The sequence below is a fragment of the Peribacillus sp. V2I11 genome (assembly GCF_030817135.1).
GTDB classification, from domain to species: domain Bacteria; phylum Bacillota; class Bacilli; order Bacillales; family DSM-1321; genus Peribacillus; species Peribacillus simplex.
The window spans coordinates 1,433,935-1,449,737 of record NZ_JAUSYW010000001.1 but is presented as its reverse complement, the minus strand read 5'-3'; the positions used below and the strand labels follow the sequence as shown (position 1 = coordinate 1,449,737).

Annotated in this window: 17 protein-coding genes and 2 pseudogenes; 13 read left to right on the top strand and 6 right to left on the bottom strand. The window is 38.2% G+C overall.

The features are described from left to right. Window positions 1-51 precede the first annotated feature (51 nt). Together QFZ73_RS06995 and QFZ73_RS06990 are read right to left on the bottom strand one after the other, a co-directional pair. Window positions 52-559 (bottom strand): annotated as a pseudogene (locus tag QFZ73_RS06995) (DUF3231 family protein). A gap of 83 nt (window positions 560-642) precedes the next feature. Next, window positions 643-786 carry a hypothetical protein gene (locus tag QFZ73_RS06990; protein WP_307264599.1) on the bottom strand — a complete coding sequence of 48 codons (144 nt, stop codon included), beginning with the start codon at window positions 784-786 and terminating at the stop codon, window positions 643-645. 180 nt (window positions 787-966) lie between these two features. Here QFZ73_RS06990 and QFZ73_RS06985 point away from each other — a divergent pair, with 180 nt between their 5' ends. Beyond that, the gene (locus tag QFZ73_RS06985; protein ID WP_251435318.1) at window positions 967-1,596 is read left to right on the top strand and encodes a spore coat protein; all 630 of its coding nucleotides are present in this window, start codon (window positions 967-969) and stop codon (window positions 1,594-1,596) included. A gap of 106 nt (window positions 1,597-1,702) precedes the next feature. Here the strand turns inward: QFZ73_RS06985 and QFZ73_RS06980 are convergent, their stop codons facing one another. From QFZ73_RS06980 to QFZ73_RS06970, 3 genes are all read right to left on the bottom strand, one after another. Beyond that, entirely contained in the window at window positions 1,703-2,068 is a 366-nt protein-coding gene (locus QFZ73_RS06980; protein WP_061461776.1) for a carboxymuconolactone decarboxylase family protein, read from the bottom strand. Between the two features lie 111 nt (window positions 2,069-2,179). Then, complete coding sequence (locus QFZ73_RS06975) at window positions 2,180-2,962, bottom strand: cytochrome c oxidase assembly protein (protein ID WP_307264591.1); 783 nt, start codon at window positions 2,960-2,962, stop codon at window positions 2,180-2,182. Further along, entirely contained in the window at window positions 2,952-3,470 is a 519-nt protein-coding gene (locus QFZ73_RS06970; protein WP_307264588.1) for a DUF2243 domain-containing protein, read from the bottom strand. The genes QFZ73_RS06975 and QFZ73_RS06970 overlap by 11 nt, the downstream gene beginning before the upstream one ends. Window positions 3,471-3,771: 301 nt before the next feature. On the opposite strand from QFZ73_RS06970, the gene QFZ73_RS06965 reads away from it, so the two are divergent. The 9 genes and pseudogenes from QFZ73_RS06965 to QFZ73_RS06925 all read left to right on the top strand — a co-directional run bounded on the left by QFZ73_RS06965 (window position 3,772) and on the right by QFZ73_RS06925 (window position 10,503). After that, window positions 3,772-4,617: a manganese catalase gene (locus QFZ73_RS06965; protein WP_307264584.1), complete on the top strand. Its 846-nt coding sequence runs from the start codon at window positions 3,772-3,774 to the stop codon at window positions 4,615-4,617. A gap of 178 nt (window positions 4,618-4,795) precedes the next feature. Further along, the gene (locus tag QFZ73_RS06960; protein ID WP_307264577.1) at window positions 4,796-5,776 is read left to right on the top strand and encodes an NAD(P)H-quinone oxidoreductase; all 981 of its coding nucleotides are present in this window, start codon (window positions 4,796-4,798) and stop codon (window positions 5,774-5,776) included. Window positions 5,777-5,975: 199 nt separating this feature from the next. Then, window positions 5,976-6,742: pseudogene (locus tag QFZ73_RS06955) on the top strand (arylamine N-acetyltransferase family protein). Window positions 6,743-6,882: 140 nt separating this feature from the next. Continuing rightward, window positions 6,883-7,155: a hypothetical protein gene (locus QFZ73_RS06950; RefSeq protein WP_251435308.1), complete on the top strand. Its 273-nt coding sequence runs from the start codon at window positions 6,883-6,885 to the stop codon at window positions 7,153-7,155. Window positions 7,156-7,201: 46 nt separating this feature from the next. Then, on the top strand, window positions 7,202-7,378 hold the full coding sequence (locus tag QFZ73_RS06945; protein WP_307264573.1) for a hypothetical protein: 177 nt from the start codon (window positions 7,202-7,204) through the stop codon (window positions 7,376-7,378). Window positions 7,379-7,495: 117 nt separating this feature from the next. Further along, entirely contained in the window at window positions 7,496-8,113 is a 618-nt protein-coding gene (locus QFZ73_RS06940) for a hypothetical protein (RefSeq protein WP_251435305.1), read from the top strand. 387 nt (window positions 8,114-8,500) lie between these two features. Further along, window positions 8,501-8,638: an anti-repressor SinI family protein gene (locus tag QFZ73_RS06935; RefSeq protein WP_307264569.1), complete on the top strand. Its 138-nt coding sequence runs from the start codon at window positions 8,501-8,503 to the stop codon at window positions 8,636-8,638. Between the two features lie 137 nt (window positions 8,639-8,775). Continuing rightward, a complete protein-coding gene (locus tag QFZ73_RS06930) occupies window positions 8,776-9,345 on the top strand; it encodes a YdhK family protein (RefSeq protein WP_307264566.1) in 570 nt (189 codons plus the stop codon). A gap of 678 nt (window positions 9,346-10,023) precedes the next feature. Next, a complete protein-coding gene (locus tag QFZ73_RS06925; RefSeq protein WP_307264563.1) occupies window positions 10,024-10,503 on the top strand; it encodes a GNAT family N-acetyltransferase in 480 nt (159 codons plus the stop codon). Between the two features lie 676 nt (window positions 10,504-11,179). Here the strand turns inward: QFZ73_RS06925 and QFZ73_RS06920 are convergent. After that, on the bottom strand, window positions 11,180-12,016 hold the full coding sequence (locus tag QFZ73_RS06920; RefSeq protein WP_307264560.1) for an RMD1 family protein: 837 nt from the start codon (window positions 12,014-12,016) through the stop codon (window positions 11,180-11,182). A 365-nt stretch (window positions 12,017-12,381) separates the two neighbouring features. Here QFZ73_RS06920 and QFZ73_RS06915 point away from each other — a divergent pair, with 365 nt between their 5' ends. Genes QFZ73_RS06915 through QFZ73_RS06905 form a run of 3 tightly spaced genes read left to right on the top strand, consistent with a single transcriptional unit; the run spans window position 12,382 to window position 15,738 of the window. Then, window positions 12,382-13,566: a glycosyltransferase family 4 protein gene (locus tag QFZ73_RS06915; protein WP_307264557.1), complete on the top strand. Its 1,185-nt coding sequence runs from the start codon at window positions 12,382-12,384 to the stop codon at window positions 13,564-13,566. A 20-nt stretch (window positions 13,567-13,586) separates the two neighbouring features. Next, window positions 13,587-13,910 (top strand): hypothetical protein, encoded by a 324-nt coding sequence (locus tag QFZ73_RS06910; protein WP_251435292.1) that lies wholly within the window; start codon window positions 13,587-13,589, stop codon window positions 13,908-13,910. Between the two features lie 37 nt (window positions 13,911-13,947). Continuing rightward, the gene (locus tag QFZ73_RS06905; protein WP_307264553.1) at window positions 13,948-15,738 is read left to right on the top strand and encodes a glycosyltransferase family protein; all 1,791 of its coding nucleotides are present in this window, start codon (window positions 13,948-13,950) and stop codon (window positions 15,736-15,738) included. Window positions 15,739-15,803 lie beyond the last annotated feature (65 nt).

Here is a 15,803-nt window from a genome sequence, read left to right as displayed (position 1 = left end):
TAATCATGTTGGACATATCACAAAGTCAACATGGTTAAGGGAGATTTCATTTTACAAACTTGTTTTATTAACATGAAGAGGAGGAGGGACAAGCCATCCTTTTTCCTTATTCAATCTTAGGAAGTCAGCACCCAATGCCGCTTTTTTTGTATGGAATTGTGCGAACATCTGTGCAATATCTTCGCGGATGCATTGACCCATGATCTGGCTACAAGCAACTAATCCTGCATTAATATCGATTGATACTGAAGCAGAGATTTCAGGATCTTGAAGTCGTGCCCCAACGGGAATATCCTCTAAATTAGCTTTAGGCCTTTCAGGTGGTGATGGAGGCAGTCCTACGCTATTTTCTTTTAATAATAATTCAATTTGGTCATTTTCCTGTTTCCCTTGATTGATCACTTCTACAAGTAATTTATGCAGGTCTTTATCTCCTGTATGATTAAGCATAGTTTGATGACAGGCAATCAAACCTTTTGTTGTTGTCAGAAATGCCCATTCCAAATACCTCTCCGTAATGCATAGGTTCTTCTTTCGGATTTCCGCTTAAGATTCCCATAGCCATCCTCCTTGAATTTCACTAATTTAACGCATAAGTTACCCATTATTAATCCATGTATACATGAAAATGTTAGAGGGATTTTAGCCTTTTATGCCTTGTAGCCATTCTTGATAACATTCATCGCAGAGAATTTCATTCCTATCCGTGTCAGTGACTTGAAACGTTACGACATGGATTTTTTTTTCTTCCGTGTCATCAGTACAATAGAAGCATTTATGTGCCATTAGAAATCCTCCCATTCAATAAAGTGTTTATATTAGTTTAAAACGTCACGGTTTTTTTATACAGAAAACATGATGTAGGCAGCTTATTGGTCTTCTTGGAAGAGTTTAGATTGAATAATCCTGTTGGGTTTTAACATACTAAACTTGTTCGCATTACTGATAAAATGAGGAGGAAATACGATGCAAAACCAATATCAACAAGGTCAAGTACACCAGAACATGCAAACGGGTGCTATTCCCCCACAAATGAATCACGGTGGTCACGAAGTATTCGATGTACATGAAGTGTTATCGGGAACGATTGATACACTAAACACTTATATGCTTTTGCGTCAGCATGTAAAGGATCAGGAATTGCGGGACATTCTGGATCGTCAAAATCAGTTCATCCAAGATGAATATAATATTACATTGGAGTGCTTCCAAACGGGCCAGGATCCTTCTAAACCGACCCAGAGCTACAAAATGAACCAAGGTAACGATTTTATATATGGATTGACACCAACGCAGCCAAAGAAACCTTTGCAATCCGTTTCGGAAATTACGGATGAATGCATTTCAGCCATGATGCTCGGAGCTGTCAAGTCTGCTGCATCCATGAAAGCGATGGCAGCGCTTGAAATAACAAATCCGGTAGTACGCCGTGTATTTGCGGATTCCGTTCCGAACTGCATTGAAATGGCATATGAGATTTCGTTATATCAAAACAAACATCATTACTACCAAGTTCCACAGCTTGCACAGCAGGATATGCAGCAAATGATGAATTCGTATGCACCCGCACAAGGAAATAACAACATCAGACATTAAAAGCACCCATTGAATGACAAGGCTTTTTGGCCATGAATGCTAAATGGATTTCTTTGTCAAGAACATAAAGAAGGGGTAGGACTAAAACTGTCCTATCCCTTCTTTTTTACTGTTTCATCTGATTTATTTCCTGAATGCATTCCTGGACGAGGGTAACAGCCTGACTCATGGTTGCTCCTCCGCCAAATGCCGCGGTCACACCAATGGCTTCAAGAATTTCTTGTTCGGAACAGCCTTGATCAAGACATCCTTTTGTATGATAGATAATACAGTATTCATCTTGTGAATATAAGCTTATTCCTAGTGCGATTAGCTGTTTTTCTTTCTTGGATAATTGACCTTCTTTAAAGCACTCTTCCGTAAACGAATTGAATTTCTCCGCGAGATCAGGCATTTTATGCGTAAAGGCACCGATTCCAGCTTTATAATCACGAAGAGCATTTTCAGTAGAATTGTTAGCTTCAAATTCCATTTTCCATTCAGCTCCATCCAAAATTTTTTCATCAAAAATTAGTATGAGCTAAATGTTGGACGATTAAACAGAAACACAGGAGTTACCGAAGTGATCATGTAACTGTTCCTGCTACAAGGCAAGTGATCCCTTAGGACGGGTGACTTTGAACCATTGATGGCAAAGGATGCAGATAAGTGCAACGTCAATGGCATCACCGGCATAGTACATTAACATTCCGCCATTTTCCGCTTGTTCCTTGGTGACACCGCTTGGCGGATGGGCAAAAATATATTTAGAAAGGATATCATGGCCCGCCAGTGAAATTGTAAATATGATAGCTCTAAACATGAAGTTGAACCTGTGGGGCGCAGGGTCCATATAAATCATCGAGGCAGTGAATAGATAGCCCGCCAAGAACATGTGAAAATGCACTAATGCATGTAGAAGGGCATTATGATGCATCAACCCATATAACCCAGTCGTATAAAGAATCCAAAGCCCCCCAATATTAAGCACGGAGGCAGTGATAGGATTGCTTAAAATGCGCAGCGGCCAACTTTTCAACACCTGTGAAAGGCGTCTTGCTGATGGCACATCAAGTGTTCGCAGTGCAAGAGTAATAGGTGCAGCAAGCACGAGTAAGATGGGTGCAATCATTCCAAGCAGTAAATGATCGACCATATGCGCCGTGAAGTCCATATGCGCGCGATTGGCTATGGGGCCAGTAATTGCTGAGGCTGCACAGATGGTGCCAAGAATCCAAAAGAACGTACGGTATAAGGGCCATTTTTTATAGCGGCGGCTCGAAAGTACGACAGCTCCGATATAAATCACTATAACAAGCGCGAATAAAATCAATAAAATCGGTTCAAAACCAGCACCATTATCATGAATATGTCCATTACTGTGCATTACGGGCGTCTTCTTTCATTTTAAGTAAGCTGAGCCTTGTTTGAATGACGAGGGTAATGCCAACCAAGATCATGATTGTGGCTGCAATGTTCCAAATCAAGTCGTATGGAAGAATGTCGACATTGTAACGGATTTGATGGAGACGCATGAGCTTGTGCTGGATGATCCCGTCATATAACTGAAATGAACCTGCCCCGAGTAAAACTCCTCCTATCCACCTTTTCAGCCATAATCCCTTTCGACGACGAAGGTCAGCAAACATGAACAAAGACCCGACCGTTGCAAACCAGCTTAGGGCATGAAATAAACCATCCGAGACAAGCCCGATATTGGATGTGGACTTGTCATAGAAATGGTGCCAATGTAATAGTTGATGAAAGATGGCCTCATCGATGAATGCGACCAATCCGATCCCAAATAGAAAACCGGACCATAGATTACGAGCGGAATAAGTATAACGTAATTCTGAAATAGATTGATCTTTTTGATTTCGGGGCTTGAAACCCATTTTCCATCCTCCTTTTAGGTTTCTTCGATATGGATCATTTTCCCATATATGGTTCTACTTTACCCTGTATTGTAAAGTTATAGACAGGTAAATGGACCTTTTATAAATCTTTTTTATCGAGCCATTCATAGCCCTAAGAGAATACTTGGCTATTAAGTTCAGTGATCATTGTCAACCACGTGTAAATTATTTCTAATTATTGTTCATTATAACTGGATTCATGTTTCAAGCATGGACAGGCGGGTAATAAAAAACCGTAGATCATATAAAAAAACAACCTAAAATAGAAGGAGGAGTCTATATGTTTCGTCATCAAAAAGAATTGCAATTTGAAGTTAAGGTAGATCGACCAGATCCGATGCTTGCCCGTCAAATTCAGGAAGTGTTAGGCGGACAGTTTGGGGAAATGACTGTCATGATGCAATATCTTTTTCAGGGTTTCAACTGCCAAGGAGAAGAAAAATACAAGGATATGCTGATGGATATTGGTACAGAGGAAATTGGACATGTAGAAATGCTTTGTTCGCTCATAAGTCAATTACTTGATGGCGCTTCTCCGGAAGATCAGGCTGAAGCCGCAAAGGATCCTGCTATGGCAGCGATCATGGGTGGAATCAATCCCCAGCATTTGCTCGTAAGCGGACTTGGCGGACTGCCAACCAACTCGAATGGGGTACCTTGGAACGGATCTTATATTGTAGCGAGCGGGAATTTATTAGCTGACATGCGGTCGAATCTGCATGCCGAAAGCCAAGGACGCCTTCAAGTTGCACGTTTATATCATATGACCAAAGATGAAGGGGTCCGTGCTACGTTCCGTAAAATGTTAGCCCGTGATCGTTACCACCAATATCAATGGATGGCGGCCATTGCAGAACTTGAAGAGAAAAATGGCGTTGTCGTTCCCGCGTCATTCCCACCGGAAGCGGAAATGGAATCTCAACCGGAAGCGTACGAATTCTGGAACTTGTCAGAAGGTAATGAATCAGCAGACGGCCTGTGGGCAACAGGAAGCGCCCCAGATGGTACGGGAGATTTTGTTTATATAGCAGAACCAGTTGCAAAAGGGCAGATTCCTAACCCTAAGGTACCGGCAGCACAATTGCATCATGACTTGGATAGAGATCAATTGCTTAATAAAAGGTAATAGAATCCTTCAAAATATGTCGATGGCCCCAAAAGGGACATCGGCTTTTTTTATTCTCTCATTTTTACCATAACCTAATTATTTGCTTGTGGATATTTTTTGGAGTAGCATAGTTTCCATCTTCAAGACAAACCATTTTAAAGGATGGTCACTAATTTAATGGTAAGGAGTGGGTCGAATGAAAGCGGTAGTGGTTAAAGAACCGGGTGGAGCAGAACAATTGCTATTTGAAGATTTTTCCAAGCCTATGCCCGGAAAAGGGGAAATATTAATTAAGGTGAAAGCCTCTGCGATAAATAGAACGGATATTGTTTCGAGAGAAGGGAAATCCGGTTATATGGGCAATCCAATATTGGGGATTGAAGTTTCTGGGGAAGTGGTGGAAACAGGGGAAGGTGCAAATATACAATTAGGGACAAGGGTGATGGGCCTTGTAAACGGCGGCGGTTATGCTCAATATGCCTTGATGCCGGCTGATCGAGCGATGAAAATCCCGGATAACCTGTCATTTGAAGAAGCGGCAGCGATTCCTGAGGTATTCTTGACTGCGTACCAAACCTTGTTTTGGTTAGGTGAATTGACGGATCAAGATACGGTATTGATTCATGCTGGCGGAAGCGGTGTAGGCACAGCTGCTATCCAACTGGCAAAAAAATTGACAAAAGCCAAGATCATCACTACAGCCGGCACAAAGGGAAAATTGGATTTCTGTCACTCACTAGGAGCGGATATCTGTATCAACTATAAAGAACAATCTTTTGATGAGGAAGTACTGAAAGCTACAAATAATCAAGGAGTGGATGTTATCCTGGATTTCATCGGTGCTTCTTACTGGGAGAAAAACCTTAAAAGCATAAAAACTGATGGACGATGGGTACTGATAGGCATTCTAGGAGGAACTGTAGTCGAGAAGGTGAACCTGATGGAACTTCTCTTAAAAAGAGTACAATTAAAAGGCACTCTATTAACTCCTCGGAGTGATGAATATAAAAAAGAGTTAACGGAAGAATTCATTAAAAAGGCCATGCCGTTGTTCCTCCAAAATGAAATCAAGGCAATCGTGGATCATGTCTTCGCTTTTGAAGAGGTGCAAAGGGCGCATGGACATATGGAAGCCAATAAGAATTTAGGTAAGATCATCTTACAGGTAAATGAATGATTAAAGAAAACTGCTTCCAAGCATGAATGGAGGAGGTTGCCCAGGATTAAGACATTATTGGGCGACCCCTTTTCATGTGATAAGGAAAAGGTGGAGCTAATGGCAGATTGATTGAAGAATGAAATATGGACAAAGTATAATGAATATATACAAATTCAAGATACTCTTCGTCGGTATCTGTCTAAAGGGGGGAATCTTAATGAATGAACTGAATGCATTATTCAGGAAAAGAATAGGGCTCCAGGAAGATGTGAAACTGACATTTGAGAAATTAGATGAAATTCTGGATAAGACAGCGAAAACCATTCCTTTTGAAAACTTATCAATCATGGCATCCCATCTGAGTGATATCAACAAAGAGAATATCATCAACAAAGTCCTCGGAGGAATGAGGGTGGATTATGCTATGAATTGAATACAGCCCTTTATTTTTTCCTGATGGAAAATGACTTTGATGTATTCTTGGTTCGGGGTGTCATCTATAATCAGGGGTGGATGACCATAGGAAGGACACATGTCACCATTCTATTGAACCATGAGGGCCAAACGTATTTGATCGATACGGGTTTTGGCGGGAATCTGCCTTTAAAACCAGTTCCGTTGAACGGAGAAACGATCGTTTCCCAAAATGGTGAATTCAGGATAAAAAAAGAAAATACCGACCATGGGGATCATATCATTGAATTAAAACTGAAACATAAAGATCGCGATTGGAGAATAGGCTATGCTTTCGATTCTACAAAACCCGTAGGAAATGTAGCGGAACTTAATGAGGTCCAAACGATCATCAGGGAAAATCCCCAATCTCCATTTAATAAGCATCCATTAATCACCCGTTTGACAAACAGCGGGAACATCACTTTAACTGATACATCCTTTACACAGTGGGAAGATGGGAAAGTGACGAAAGAAGAAATAGATGGAACACGATTTAAAGAGTTAATGAAACAACACTTCGATAGATAAAAGGTCTGAATATCAAAAGCTACCTCACCGAAAGACTGTCCATTCTCGACAGTCTTTTTATGTATAGTATGATCATCCCATGGACGTCATTGATGTGAAAGATGATCTAACTTTGCTGAAAGCAGGAGAATTGTCATTCCTTGTCGAATGAAGTAGTTGAAAAGAGGCTGATGAAAATGAGTAATGCAAAATATAAATTTTATTATGTGAATGGTGAGACAGAAGAGTTAGAGACGAATGAACAATATTCTGATGAAGCGAATAGTATCCTGAAATTGCAATTAATTCAAAATGCGACGTGGCTGCAAGCCGGTGGCAAACATATCAATTTGGCTAATGTAATCAGTATTGAATATACAGGAGAAAAAGGTAATCGTAAATCGGAGTCGATAAAGTTCAGACCTAATAAGTAAAACATCCATTATAAATGTTCAGTTTTTCGACAAAAGGGGGTTCGGAATGTCTCATCCCGATCCAATATTAAGACTAGTTTATAATTTAATGCTTTATGAAATTCTCATTGAATTGAAGAAATTTGCGACCCTCCTGCCGAATAACTGGCTAGTCGAGATTCAGCTAGGTGCTTTTGGCGAGGAGGCTTGGCAGACAGCCGGCGGAAAGGGAGCGAATTTCTGAAAACACTTGAAAACTGTAGGCAAACTCGCTTTCTTCGAATTTGTCTACAGTCTGAAACATCCATTATGGATGTTTTTACTATTTATATAGATTCGAATTCAGTGGGGTGAGAAGGATATGAAGAGGAAGAATCGATTGGTTTTTACTAGATCGAATGCGGCAGCTAAACGAAAATTTGATGAAGCGATCACCATTTTGGAATATAGTGTAATGCTTGTTGAATTCTTTGGATTAGAAGAGTTCAACAATATAATTGCCGGACAGTTAAGGCTGATTCTATGTGAAACGAAAAATACGCGCATAAAGCGGGAAAAGGTCACGATTGACCAATCCTTAATAAAGAAAATCAATCCTAACCCAAAATTGTATCCCATTAAAGACTCTAGTCAAATGAGCAATGTTCATATTACGGAAGACCTCTTCGATTATACTAAACAGAGGATTGAGCTTAAACTTTGGAGAAATCAAATTATCTATAAAACCGATATCGAAGGAAAAATCCAGGAAATTAAAATCATTGATTTTATTAAGGAAACTGCTAATAAGATTGGCGGTGCACAAGCTGAATCAAGTTTCCCTAATAAGTCCATGATTTTGGATGGACATACCAAAATCATGTTAATAGGTATAGCGAAAGGGTTATTCAAATCCATTGGCAGGGATTATAAAAAACATGCCTCCATGAACCTTTCACATATCATACAAAAAATCGAACAATCAACTTTGGAAGACTAGACATGAGAAGGACTTTTGACCAAGTCCTTCTTGCTTGATTTTCAAGAAAAATGCGGCAGGATTGAAAACCTCAAATAACCTCTATCAATAAATCATCTCTTTTTACCTCCGTAAACACTCTCGATAGATCCTATTCACTTTTATTAATAAAAAATTATGGTTATTAATATAGAAGAATCGGAATTCCCTGATTACAAAACAAACATTGGGGCCTTATTATATGTAAATGTAAAGACTTTTTAAATTTACACTAAAAAGCAGCTATAGACGGATCAAGATTATTTATAATGATATTCCGAACTTATTTTTATACATCAAGGTAAACTGAATATTGCACCTTACGATCCAGATAAATTAATCATTAGATAAAAATAAGGAGATGATGTTATGAAGGATTTTGATGGAAACCTTTCTGAAGAATGGCTGGAATTAGTAATATCGGCAATGAAATCGGATGTTACAAAAGAGCAATTCAAAAAGTTTCTGCAAGAAAAGTCGAATAGCAATAAAAGCAGCGGTGGCTAAATAGAGTTCTGTTCAGTCAAAGTAAGGCGATTTACATAAAAAATATGAGGCTCCATTTCTTTTGCCACGAGTTACTCCATATTTTCTGCATATTTAATTGATAAGATGGCTGTAATCATAAGGAGGTTTTATTCAATATGAAAAAAAGAACAAAATTGCCTATCATTTTATCATTATTAGCGGCCCTGTTTTTAGTCCTTGGCGCATGTTCCAACAGCGATGATAAAAACAAAGAAAATAAAGAAGAAAAGGATCATAGTGAAATGGACATGAATCATTCTAGCTCGGGTGATGTTCCAGAAGGATTAAAAGCTGCAGAAAATCCAACTTATGAAGTTGGAAGTCAAGCGATTATCGAATCAGGTCATATGGAAGGTATGAAGGGGGCGGAAGCAACAATAGTTGGCGCCTTTGATACGACTGCTTATGCAATTTCGTATACGCCTGCAACTGGCGGAGAAAAAGTGGAAAACCATAAATGGATCATTCACGAAGAAATTAAAGATGCAGGTGAGAAAACATATAAACCCGGAGCGGAGGTCACAGTAAATGCTTCTCATATGGAAGGGATGAACGGGACAGTCGCTGAAGTAGAATCTGCTGAAAAAACGACTGTTTATATGGTCGATTTCACACCGACTACGGAAGGAGAAAAAGTGAAGAACCATAAATGGGTAACGGAAAGTGAATTATCGGCGTCTGAATGATTTAACATCATGATTTTCAAAACAGAAGAAGAAAAAAGGATCGGAAGTTCCTTCAGTTTGTGACAAAAGCGGGTTCTGAACGGTCTCATCCCGAACCATGATTTTAAAACAAGACTAGATGATCCTTCATGTTTTTTTACTATAATCCCTTAATGGATAGAAGAAATTTGCGACACTCCTGCCGAATGACTGGCTAGCCGAGACCCCACAGACGCTTGCTTTGATGAGGCTTGGCAGACAGTCGGCGGAAAGGGAGCGGGTTTCTGGAATCAACTGGAATGTAATTTAAGAAAAACCGTAGGCAGGCTCATTCGAACCAAATATAAGACTAGGTGATCTTTCATGTTTTTTTACTATAATCCTTATTGGATGGAAGAAATTTGCGACACTCCTGCCGAATAACTGGCTAGCCGAGACCCCACAGGCTCTTGCTTTGATGAGGCTTGGCAAACAGTCGGCGGAAAGGGAGTGGATTTCTGGAATCAAACGGATACTTTTTAAAAATTGTAAACAACTCGCTTTTCTTCGCGTTTGCCTACAGTCTGAAGGAATGGTTAACAAATCCATTCCTTTTTTTGTGAATGAATTTTCTTGAAAATTACTTTGCAGTGGAGTGTAAAACTTTAGTATCTGTTAATATGGCTTTATCAGATATGTAAAAAATGGGGTGCAAGTACGGTGACTGGATTAACTATTAGACCTTTTATGGAAAATGACTATGAGGCGCTGATCAACTATTGTTTACCTATAGAACAAGCAATCTATACTTCTTTACCTTTGAAAGTTATCGAAGACTTCAGGAAGGATAAATATAACCTTCCCATGGTCATTTATTTAGATGAGGATTTGATTGGATGTTTTGCCTTATATACGGATAAAGCGGGAAATCAATTTACAAGTAATGAGAATGCGATTCTTCTTAAATCATTCTCCTTGGATTTGCGCCATCAAAAAAAGGGGCTAGCTTTTAAGACTTTAAAAGTGTTGCCTGATATGATCAGACTAAGTCATCCAGATAAAGATGAGATCATTCTAACAGTGCATCATTCGAATGTTCCAGCGATAAATTTATATAAAAAAGCTGGATTCTTTGACAAAGGATACAGATTTAACGGAGAAGAAGGGGAGGAATTCATTTTCCACTATGCTCTGGATTAAGGGATCTTTAGATAACTTCCTGAATATATAGAGGGAAGTCGAACGTGTTTGCAAATGAAACACCTCGAGGGAGTAAGATAGAAGAAAAACGGATCTCCCATGAGACGGTTATCAGAAAAGAAACGATAGCGGATTAAACATTAGTAGAGGCATAAAGGAAATGGGAATCTCCCATATTACCTATTCCCCGATATGAATGGAATTTAATTAAACTTCCGTATACAGTAACTAAAAAATGAAAGAGTGGTTAAACGCAAAATAAGCATCTTAAAGATGCTTCAGTTTATCGACAAAATAGGGTTAGGAATGGTCTCATCCAGAATCCCTTTCCCGGCTTTATCGAAGGAATGATTATCATTTTCACTCTTTTATATGGGATGAAACTCTTACTAGATTGAAGAAATTTGTGACATTCCTTTCGAACAACTGGCTAGCCAAGACCCGCTAGATGCTTGCTTTGATGAGGCTTGGCAGACAGTCAGCGGAAAGGGAGCGGATTTCTGGAATCAACAGGAACGTTTTTCAAAGAAAAAAACTGTAGGCAAACCCGTTTTCCGAATTTGTTTACAGTCAGGAGAATCTAAACGAGTCTTATTTTTTGGAAGGTATTCCATCCGACCTATCTTGCAGGAAAATTTTCACCATAATTTTAATATGGATACGGTATGTTCATGATTCATGGAATCCATCCTACAATTTCTAAAATCGTCAGAACAATCTCAAAGACAATGAGAATCACAATGATCCATTCAACGAATAGTCCCCTGATCGAATGACTGATGTTAGAAAACCCATCCATAATGTTATATAAAATTTCGGTTTTACTTTTCAAGATTTTATACCGATCATTCAATTCAAAAAAATCAAGCATTCTGTCATAAAATTCGCCGGCACTACTGCTTGTCCATGTAATATCAGGTTTATCCAAGATCATGATATACGCTAGGGTATTATACTCGTGACGTACTATTTTTGCCGTTGTCCTCGCTAGCTCCTTGTTGCCAATTCTCAGCTTGCCTTTTTCCAGTCGGTCTATCATGGCTTCGAGCTTGTCATGGATTTTTCCGAGTTGTTCCTCAGTTTTTTCAAGTGCCACCGATTTTGCAAGAATAGTGGAAATTAATTCAGGGTAAAAAAATTCATATTTAGGCACAATAACATATTCGTCTGTCAAATTGATGTTTTCAGTTTCACTGAAGTGAAGGCTGTAATCGTCTGTATATCTATCTACATTGACGAGATCAATGTCCGGTTCGAAAGAATGGATAAAGGATGAAAATTCCTTTATCTCATCCGCGTGTGAGTAATTAATGAATACAATGCTGCCAAAGGAAAAAACCAGTACCTGTTGCGATTCGTCCACATTTTTTTTAAGGATGGAACGTAGAATATCGCCTTTAAGGATTAAAGGCTCTTCCCAGGTGAATTTTTTAGGAATGCCGCAATGAATGGCGATTCTGTTCAAATCAATTTCATTAGTGATTGCACATGCTTTAAAGGTAATTGGTCCCATCTATATCACTCTCTTCAGCAAATTGGTCTTTTTTCGATTCGATTCTATTCTTACAAAATACAATAGTTTAAATGTAAGAGGGCGATTCCGGTAAATGGATCGACCTTCTTTATTTTGCTTGTTTATACGAATACTGTTCCCCCAGAAATGTCCTTACTAAAAATTCACAAAAACAGATAAAAGTTCATGGAAACTTTACTTTAATTTACAGAACTCTCATATTGATGTCAATATTCAGTAATACATGTTTGTTATAATCGATTGACGGTTTTAAAAGAGATTGGAAAAGGGTCTTCTAAAAATCCTTCATTTACAGATAAGTAGCAGGCTGACTGAAGATGACTGAATAGTAGGAGTGAACAAAAATGGAGGAATCTATAAATCTATATGAGCTTACATTTAGTGAAAAAGATAGGTATGTAATCATTACGAATGCTTATCCACATGAAGAGCAGTTATATCGGAATGGGTTTATCCACCGAAGAGTCAAGGCTTATCTGGATGAGGGTGTGCAGGTTGATGTCTTTGTTTTGCATCCTGCCTACAAAAAAGCAGAAAAGTATACGTATGAAGATGTGCCTGTTTATCGAGGAACTGAACAGCATCTGCGCATTTTCTTAAATCATAAAGTACATAAAAAAGCGCTCATTCATTTTGTTAATCCAAAAATGGTACAAGCGATAAAAGAAACGAACACAGATTTACCGATTATCACCTGGATACATGGATTTGAAACGGAGGCATGGCATAGAAGGTGGTTTAATTTTCTTGAAAGCCCTGAAAGCTTGCGAAAGATACTAGAAATGTCGGACGACTATTATGTAGCACAGCTTTCTTTCATGAATTGGTTTTATCAAACGAATGAATTGGATACAACCTTTGTTCATATTTCCAAATGGTTCAAAGAACATATAGCGGAATGTGACGCAAGAGCAGAGTCGAAAAATTCAGTAATCATTCCTAATGTAATAGATGACAATCTGTTTACCTTTATTGAAAAACCAGTTGAAATGCGGACAAAAGTCCTTTCGATAAGGCCATACGCTTCACGAAAATACGCCAATGATTTATCGGTGAAAGCAGTGCTGGAACTATCGAAGAGACCATACTTCGATAAGTTGGAATTTGCATTTTATGGTGATGGAAAATTGTTCGATCAAACCGTTGAGCAAATCCGGGATTTTGAGAATGTTACGATTCATAAAGGTTTTCTATCTCAGGAGCAAATCGCTAGATTACATAAGGAGTATGGAATTTTCCTTTGCCCGACCCGTTTGGATTCTCAAGGGGTTTCGATGTGTGAGGCAATGTCGAGTGGGCTAGTGCCGATTTCAACAGATATTACGGCAATCCCGGAATTCGTTAAACATGACGTTTCTGGCCTTCTGACAAAACCTGAGTCTCCTATCGAAATTGCCGATGCAATAGAGCGCTTATATTACAACTCGGACGTATTTTTAAGAGTGTCAAAACAAGCATCTCAGTCGATTCGAGAAAAATGCGCGGTAGATGTTGTTATTAAAAGGGAATTGGAGATTATCCAAGGTTAAATGAGGGGAGTTTTTTCAATATGGACGAACGAAACGAGTATTGGAAAACTATGTATGAGGAACTTGAATTACAAATGAAAGACATGATGTCCATGACATTGGAGCTCATAGAAGGCAATGTCATTGAAAAACAAAAAATAATTGAGAACGTTACAAAAGAAAATAATATGCTGCGAGAAGAATTAGAAAAAAGTAAGATGGCCCAAAAAGAAAATATTAAGCTTAACAAAGAGATACGAAGACTTAGGATATTAGAACACAAATTCAACGTTACATATGCAGGGAAATTCACGTTAAAATATCTTGCGCTTAAATCATCTATTAAAGAACAAATAAAAAAATAAAAATGCATATCAGATTTCAGTCATAGGAGTGAAAACTTTGAATTCACATGAACTAGTTGAAAACAGAAAAATGAAGGTACTTCTATTTGGCTTTATTGACATGAATTCAATGGATGGATCTGCAGTATTTTTATCTTCCTTAGCATCGACCATTGCGTTAGATTCTAACATCGAGGTTGGCTTACTTTTAGCTAGCCCGGTCAAACGTGATATCTTAATTAAGCCTCTTGAGAAATTTGATAATATAACCATCCTCAATCCTTTTGTTGATCCTTTTTTTAGTGCCGACGATGATGAATGGGTAAAAAAAGGTGTCATTGATTTTGATATAGCTGAAATGCTCATTTCTCATTATTGGAGTCAAAAGGGATATGATTGGCTATTTGTTAGAAGCATCGAGACTGTTGAAAAAATGGCAAAGCATAAGCATATCATAAAGAATACATTAGTATATGCTACAGGATTGACTCACATAGGCCAGGATGTTAATGAAGAAAAATTTGAGAGCATCAAAAATATATATGATCAGTGTGCGTATTTCTTATGTCAAACAGAAGAGATGTGCGAGTTTGTCATTGAGATTCTTAATTTGAATAAAGAAAAAAACAAAGTTTCCCTGCTTACCCCGATGATACCGAACATTGAATCAGCGGAAGGACAGACCCGGTTAAAAAACAAACTTGTATATACAGGGAAATTCGACCCGGATTGGAAGACCATTCCCATCATTACTGCTTTTAAAGAGTTAAAACGTGAGATTCCGAATCTATCACTTGATGTAGCGGGGGATAAATTCAAATGGGTTAAAGATGATTCTCAGTTTAAGGAAGAAGCGGCATACCTCCTTAAAAATACAGATGGGCTTACATGGTACGGGGCATTGACCAGGGAGAATGCCCAACAATTAATCGTGAACAGTGATATTGGGATAACCTGGAGAAGTGAGGAAATGGACAGCAGTCTGGAGCTGTCTACAAAGCTATTGGAGTATGGGATTTTGAGGAAGGCTGTAATAATGAATCCAACCAAAATGCATATAAAGCTTTTTGGCGAAGATTACCCGTTATATGCTGTTACAGAGAAGGATTTCCGTGACGCTGTCAAATTAGCACTATGTAACAAAGAGATATATGAGTTTGCTGCAAAACGAATGTATCAAGTTAGCAGGCAGTTTTTATTTTCGGAAGCAATAAAAAAACTGCAAGGACTATTATGGAGCAAGCGTATTACAGATTATGTAGATCAGAGCATAAATATGTTTTATATTGATGAAGATGACTTTGATGAACTGAATAAGCATGCACCATCAAAAAAAGTGAAAAAATTGCCTGCAGAGTTTAATGTTGAAGAAGTTTTCACCTATATTGTCAAAAACATACCTGAAGAAATAAAACGAGTCGAAAAACTGTTTAAACTGTCTGGGTATGGTCAAATCACTTCAGCAGAAAAAGCTGGATGTTATACATTTCTCCACATCCATAAAAGTTATGGGAATTTTGAACAAAATTTTCAAAATAACATTCCATATTTAAAAACTATAGGATTTGAAACCTATGGCAATCCTAAATTAAAACCAAAAGATGTGGAAATTTCAATAAAAGAACGGGCAATTGTTGATAAAGAAAAATTTGATATGAAATGGAAAAATAAAAAATTAGCTAAAGAAGTAAAGCAATTAAAAAGACTTAATGCAGTTCAACTTAAACAAATTACTAAGCTAGAAAAACAAAACCTAGCACTTGGGCGTAAATACGATTCACTTTCGAAGTCGAAAATGGGTAAAATGACATTCAAGTATTGGGATTTAAGAAAAAGGCTTAACTTTTAATAAGAAGGTGAGCCTGCAACAGAATAGTAGACAAAGCAATGAAAGACACTTCTTAACTATAGTTT

Bases quoted from the DNA above. Each gene is read 5' to 3' on its own strand.
- QFZ73_RS06980 (WP_061461776.1), bottom strand. From the start codon at position 2,068: ATGGAATTTGAAGCTAACAATTCTACTGAAAATGCTCTTCGTGATTAT.
- QFZ73_RS06910 (WP_251435292.1), top strand. From the start codon at position 13,587: ATGGACGAACGAAACGAGTATTGGAAAACTATGTATGAGGAACTTGAA.
- QFZ73_RS06930 (WP_307264566.1), top strand. From the start codon at position 8,776: ATGAAAAAAAGAACAAAATTGCCTATCATTTTATCATTATTAGCGGCC.
- QFZ73_RS06975 (WP_307264591.1), bottom strand. From the start codon at position 2,962: ATGCACAGTAATGGACATATTCATGATAATGGTGCTGGTTTTGAACCG.
- QFZ73_RS06970 (WP_307264588.1), bottom strand. From the start codon at position 3,470: ATGGGTTTCAAGCCCCGAAATCAAAAAGATCAATCTATTTCAGAATTA.
- QFZ73_RS06940 (WP_251435305.1), top strand. From the start codon at position 7,496: ATGAAGAGGAAGAATCGATTGGTTTTTACTAGATCGAATGCGGCAGCT.
- QFZ73_RS06960 (WP_307264577.1), top strand. From the start codon at position 4,796: ATGAAAGCGGTAGTGGTTAAAGAACCGGGTGGAGCAGAACAATTGCTA.
- QFZ73_RS06990 (WP_307264599.1), bottom strand. From the start codon at position 786: ATGGCACATAAATGCTTCTATTGTACTGATGACACGGAAGAAAAAAAA.
- QFZ73_RS06920 (WP_307264560.1), bottom strand. From the start codon at position 12,016: ATGGGACCAATTACCTTTAAAGCATGTGCAATCACTAATGAAATTGAT.
- QFZ73_RS06935 (WP_307264569.1), top strand. From the start codon at position 8,501: ATGAAGGATTTTGATGGAAACCTTTCTGAAGAATGGCTGGAATTAGTA.
- QFZ73_RS06985 (WP_251435318.1), top strand. From the start codon at position 967: ATGCAAAACCAATATCAACAAGGTCAAGTACACCAGAACATGCAAACG.
- QFZ73_RS06945 (WP_307264573.1), top strand. From the start codon at position 7,202: ATGTCTCATCCCGATCCAATATTAAGACTAGTTTATAATTTAATGCTT.
- QFZ73_RS06965 (WP_307264584.1), top strand. From the start codon at position 3,772: ATGTTTCGTCATCAAAAAGAATTGCAATTTGAAGTTAAGGTAGATCGA.
- QFZ73_RS06915 (WP_307264557.1), top strand. From the start codon at position 12,382: ATGGAGGAATCTATAAATCTATATGAGCTTACATTTAGTGAAAAAGAT.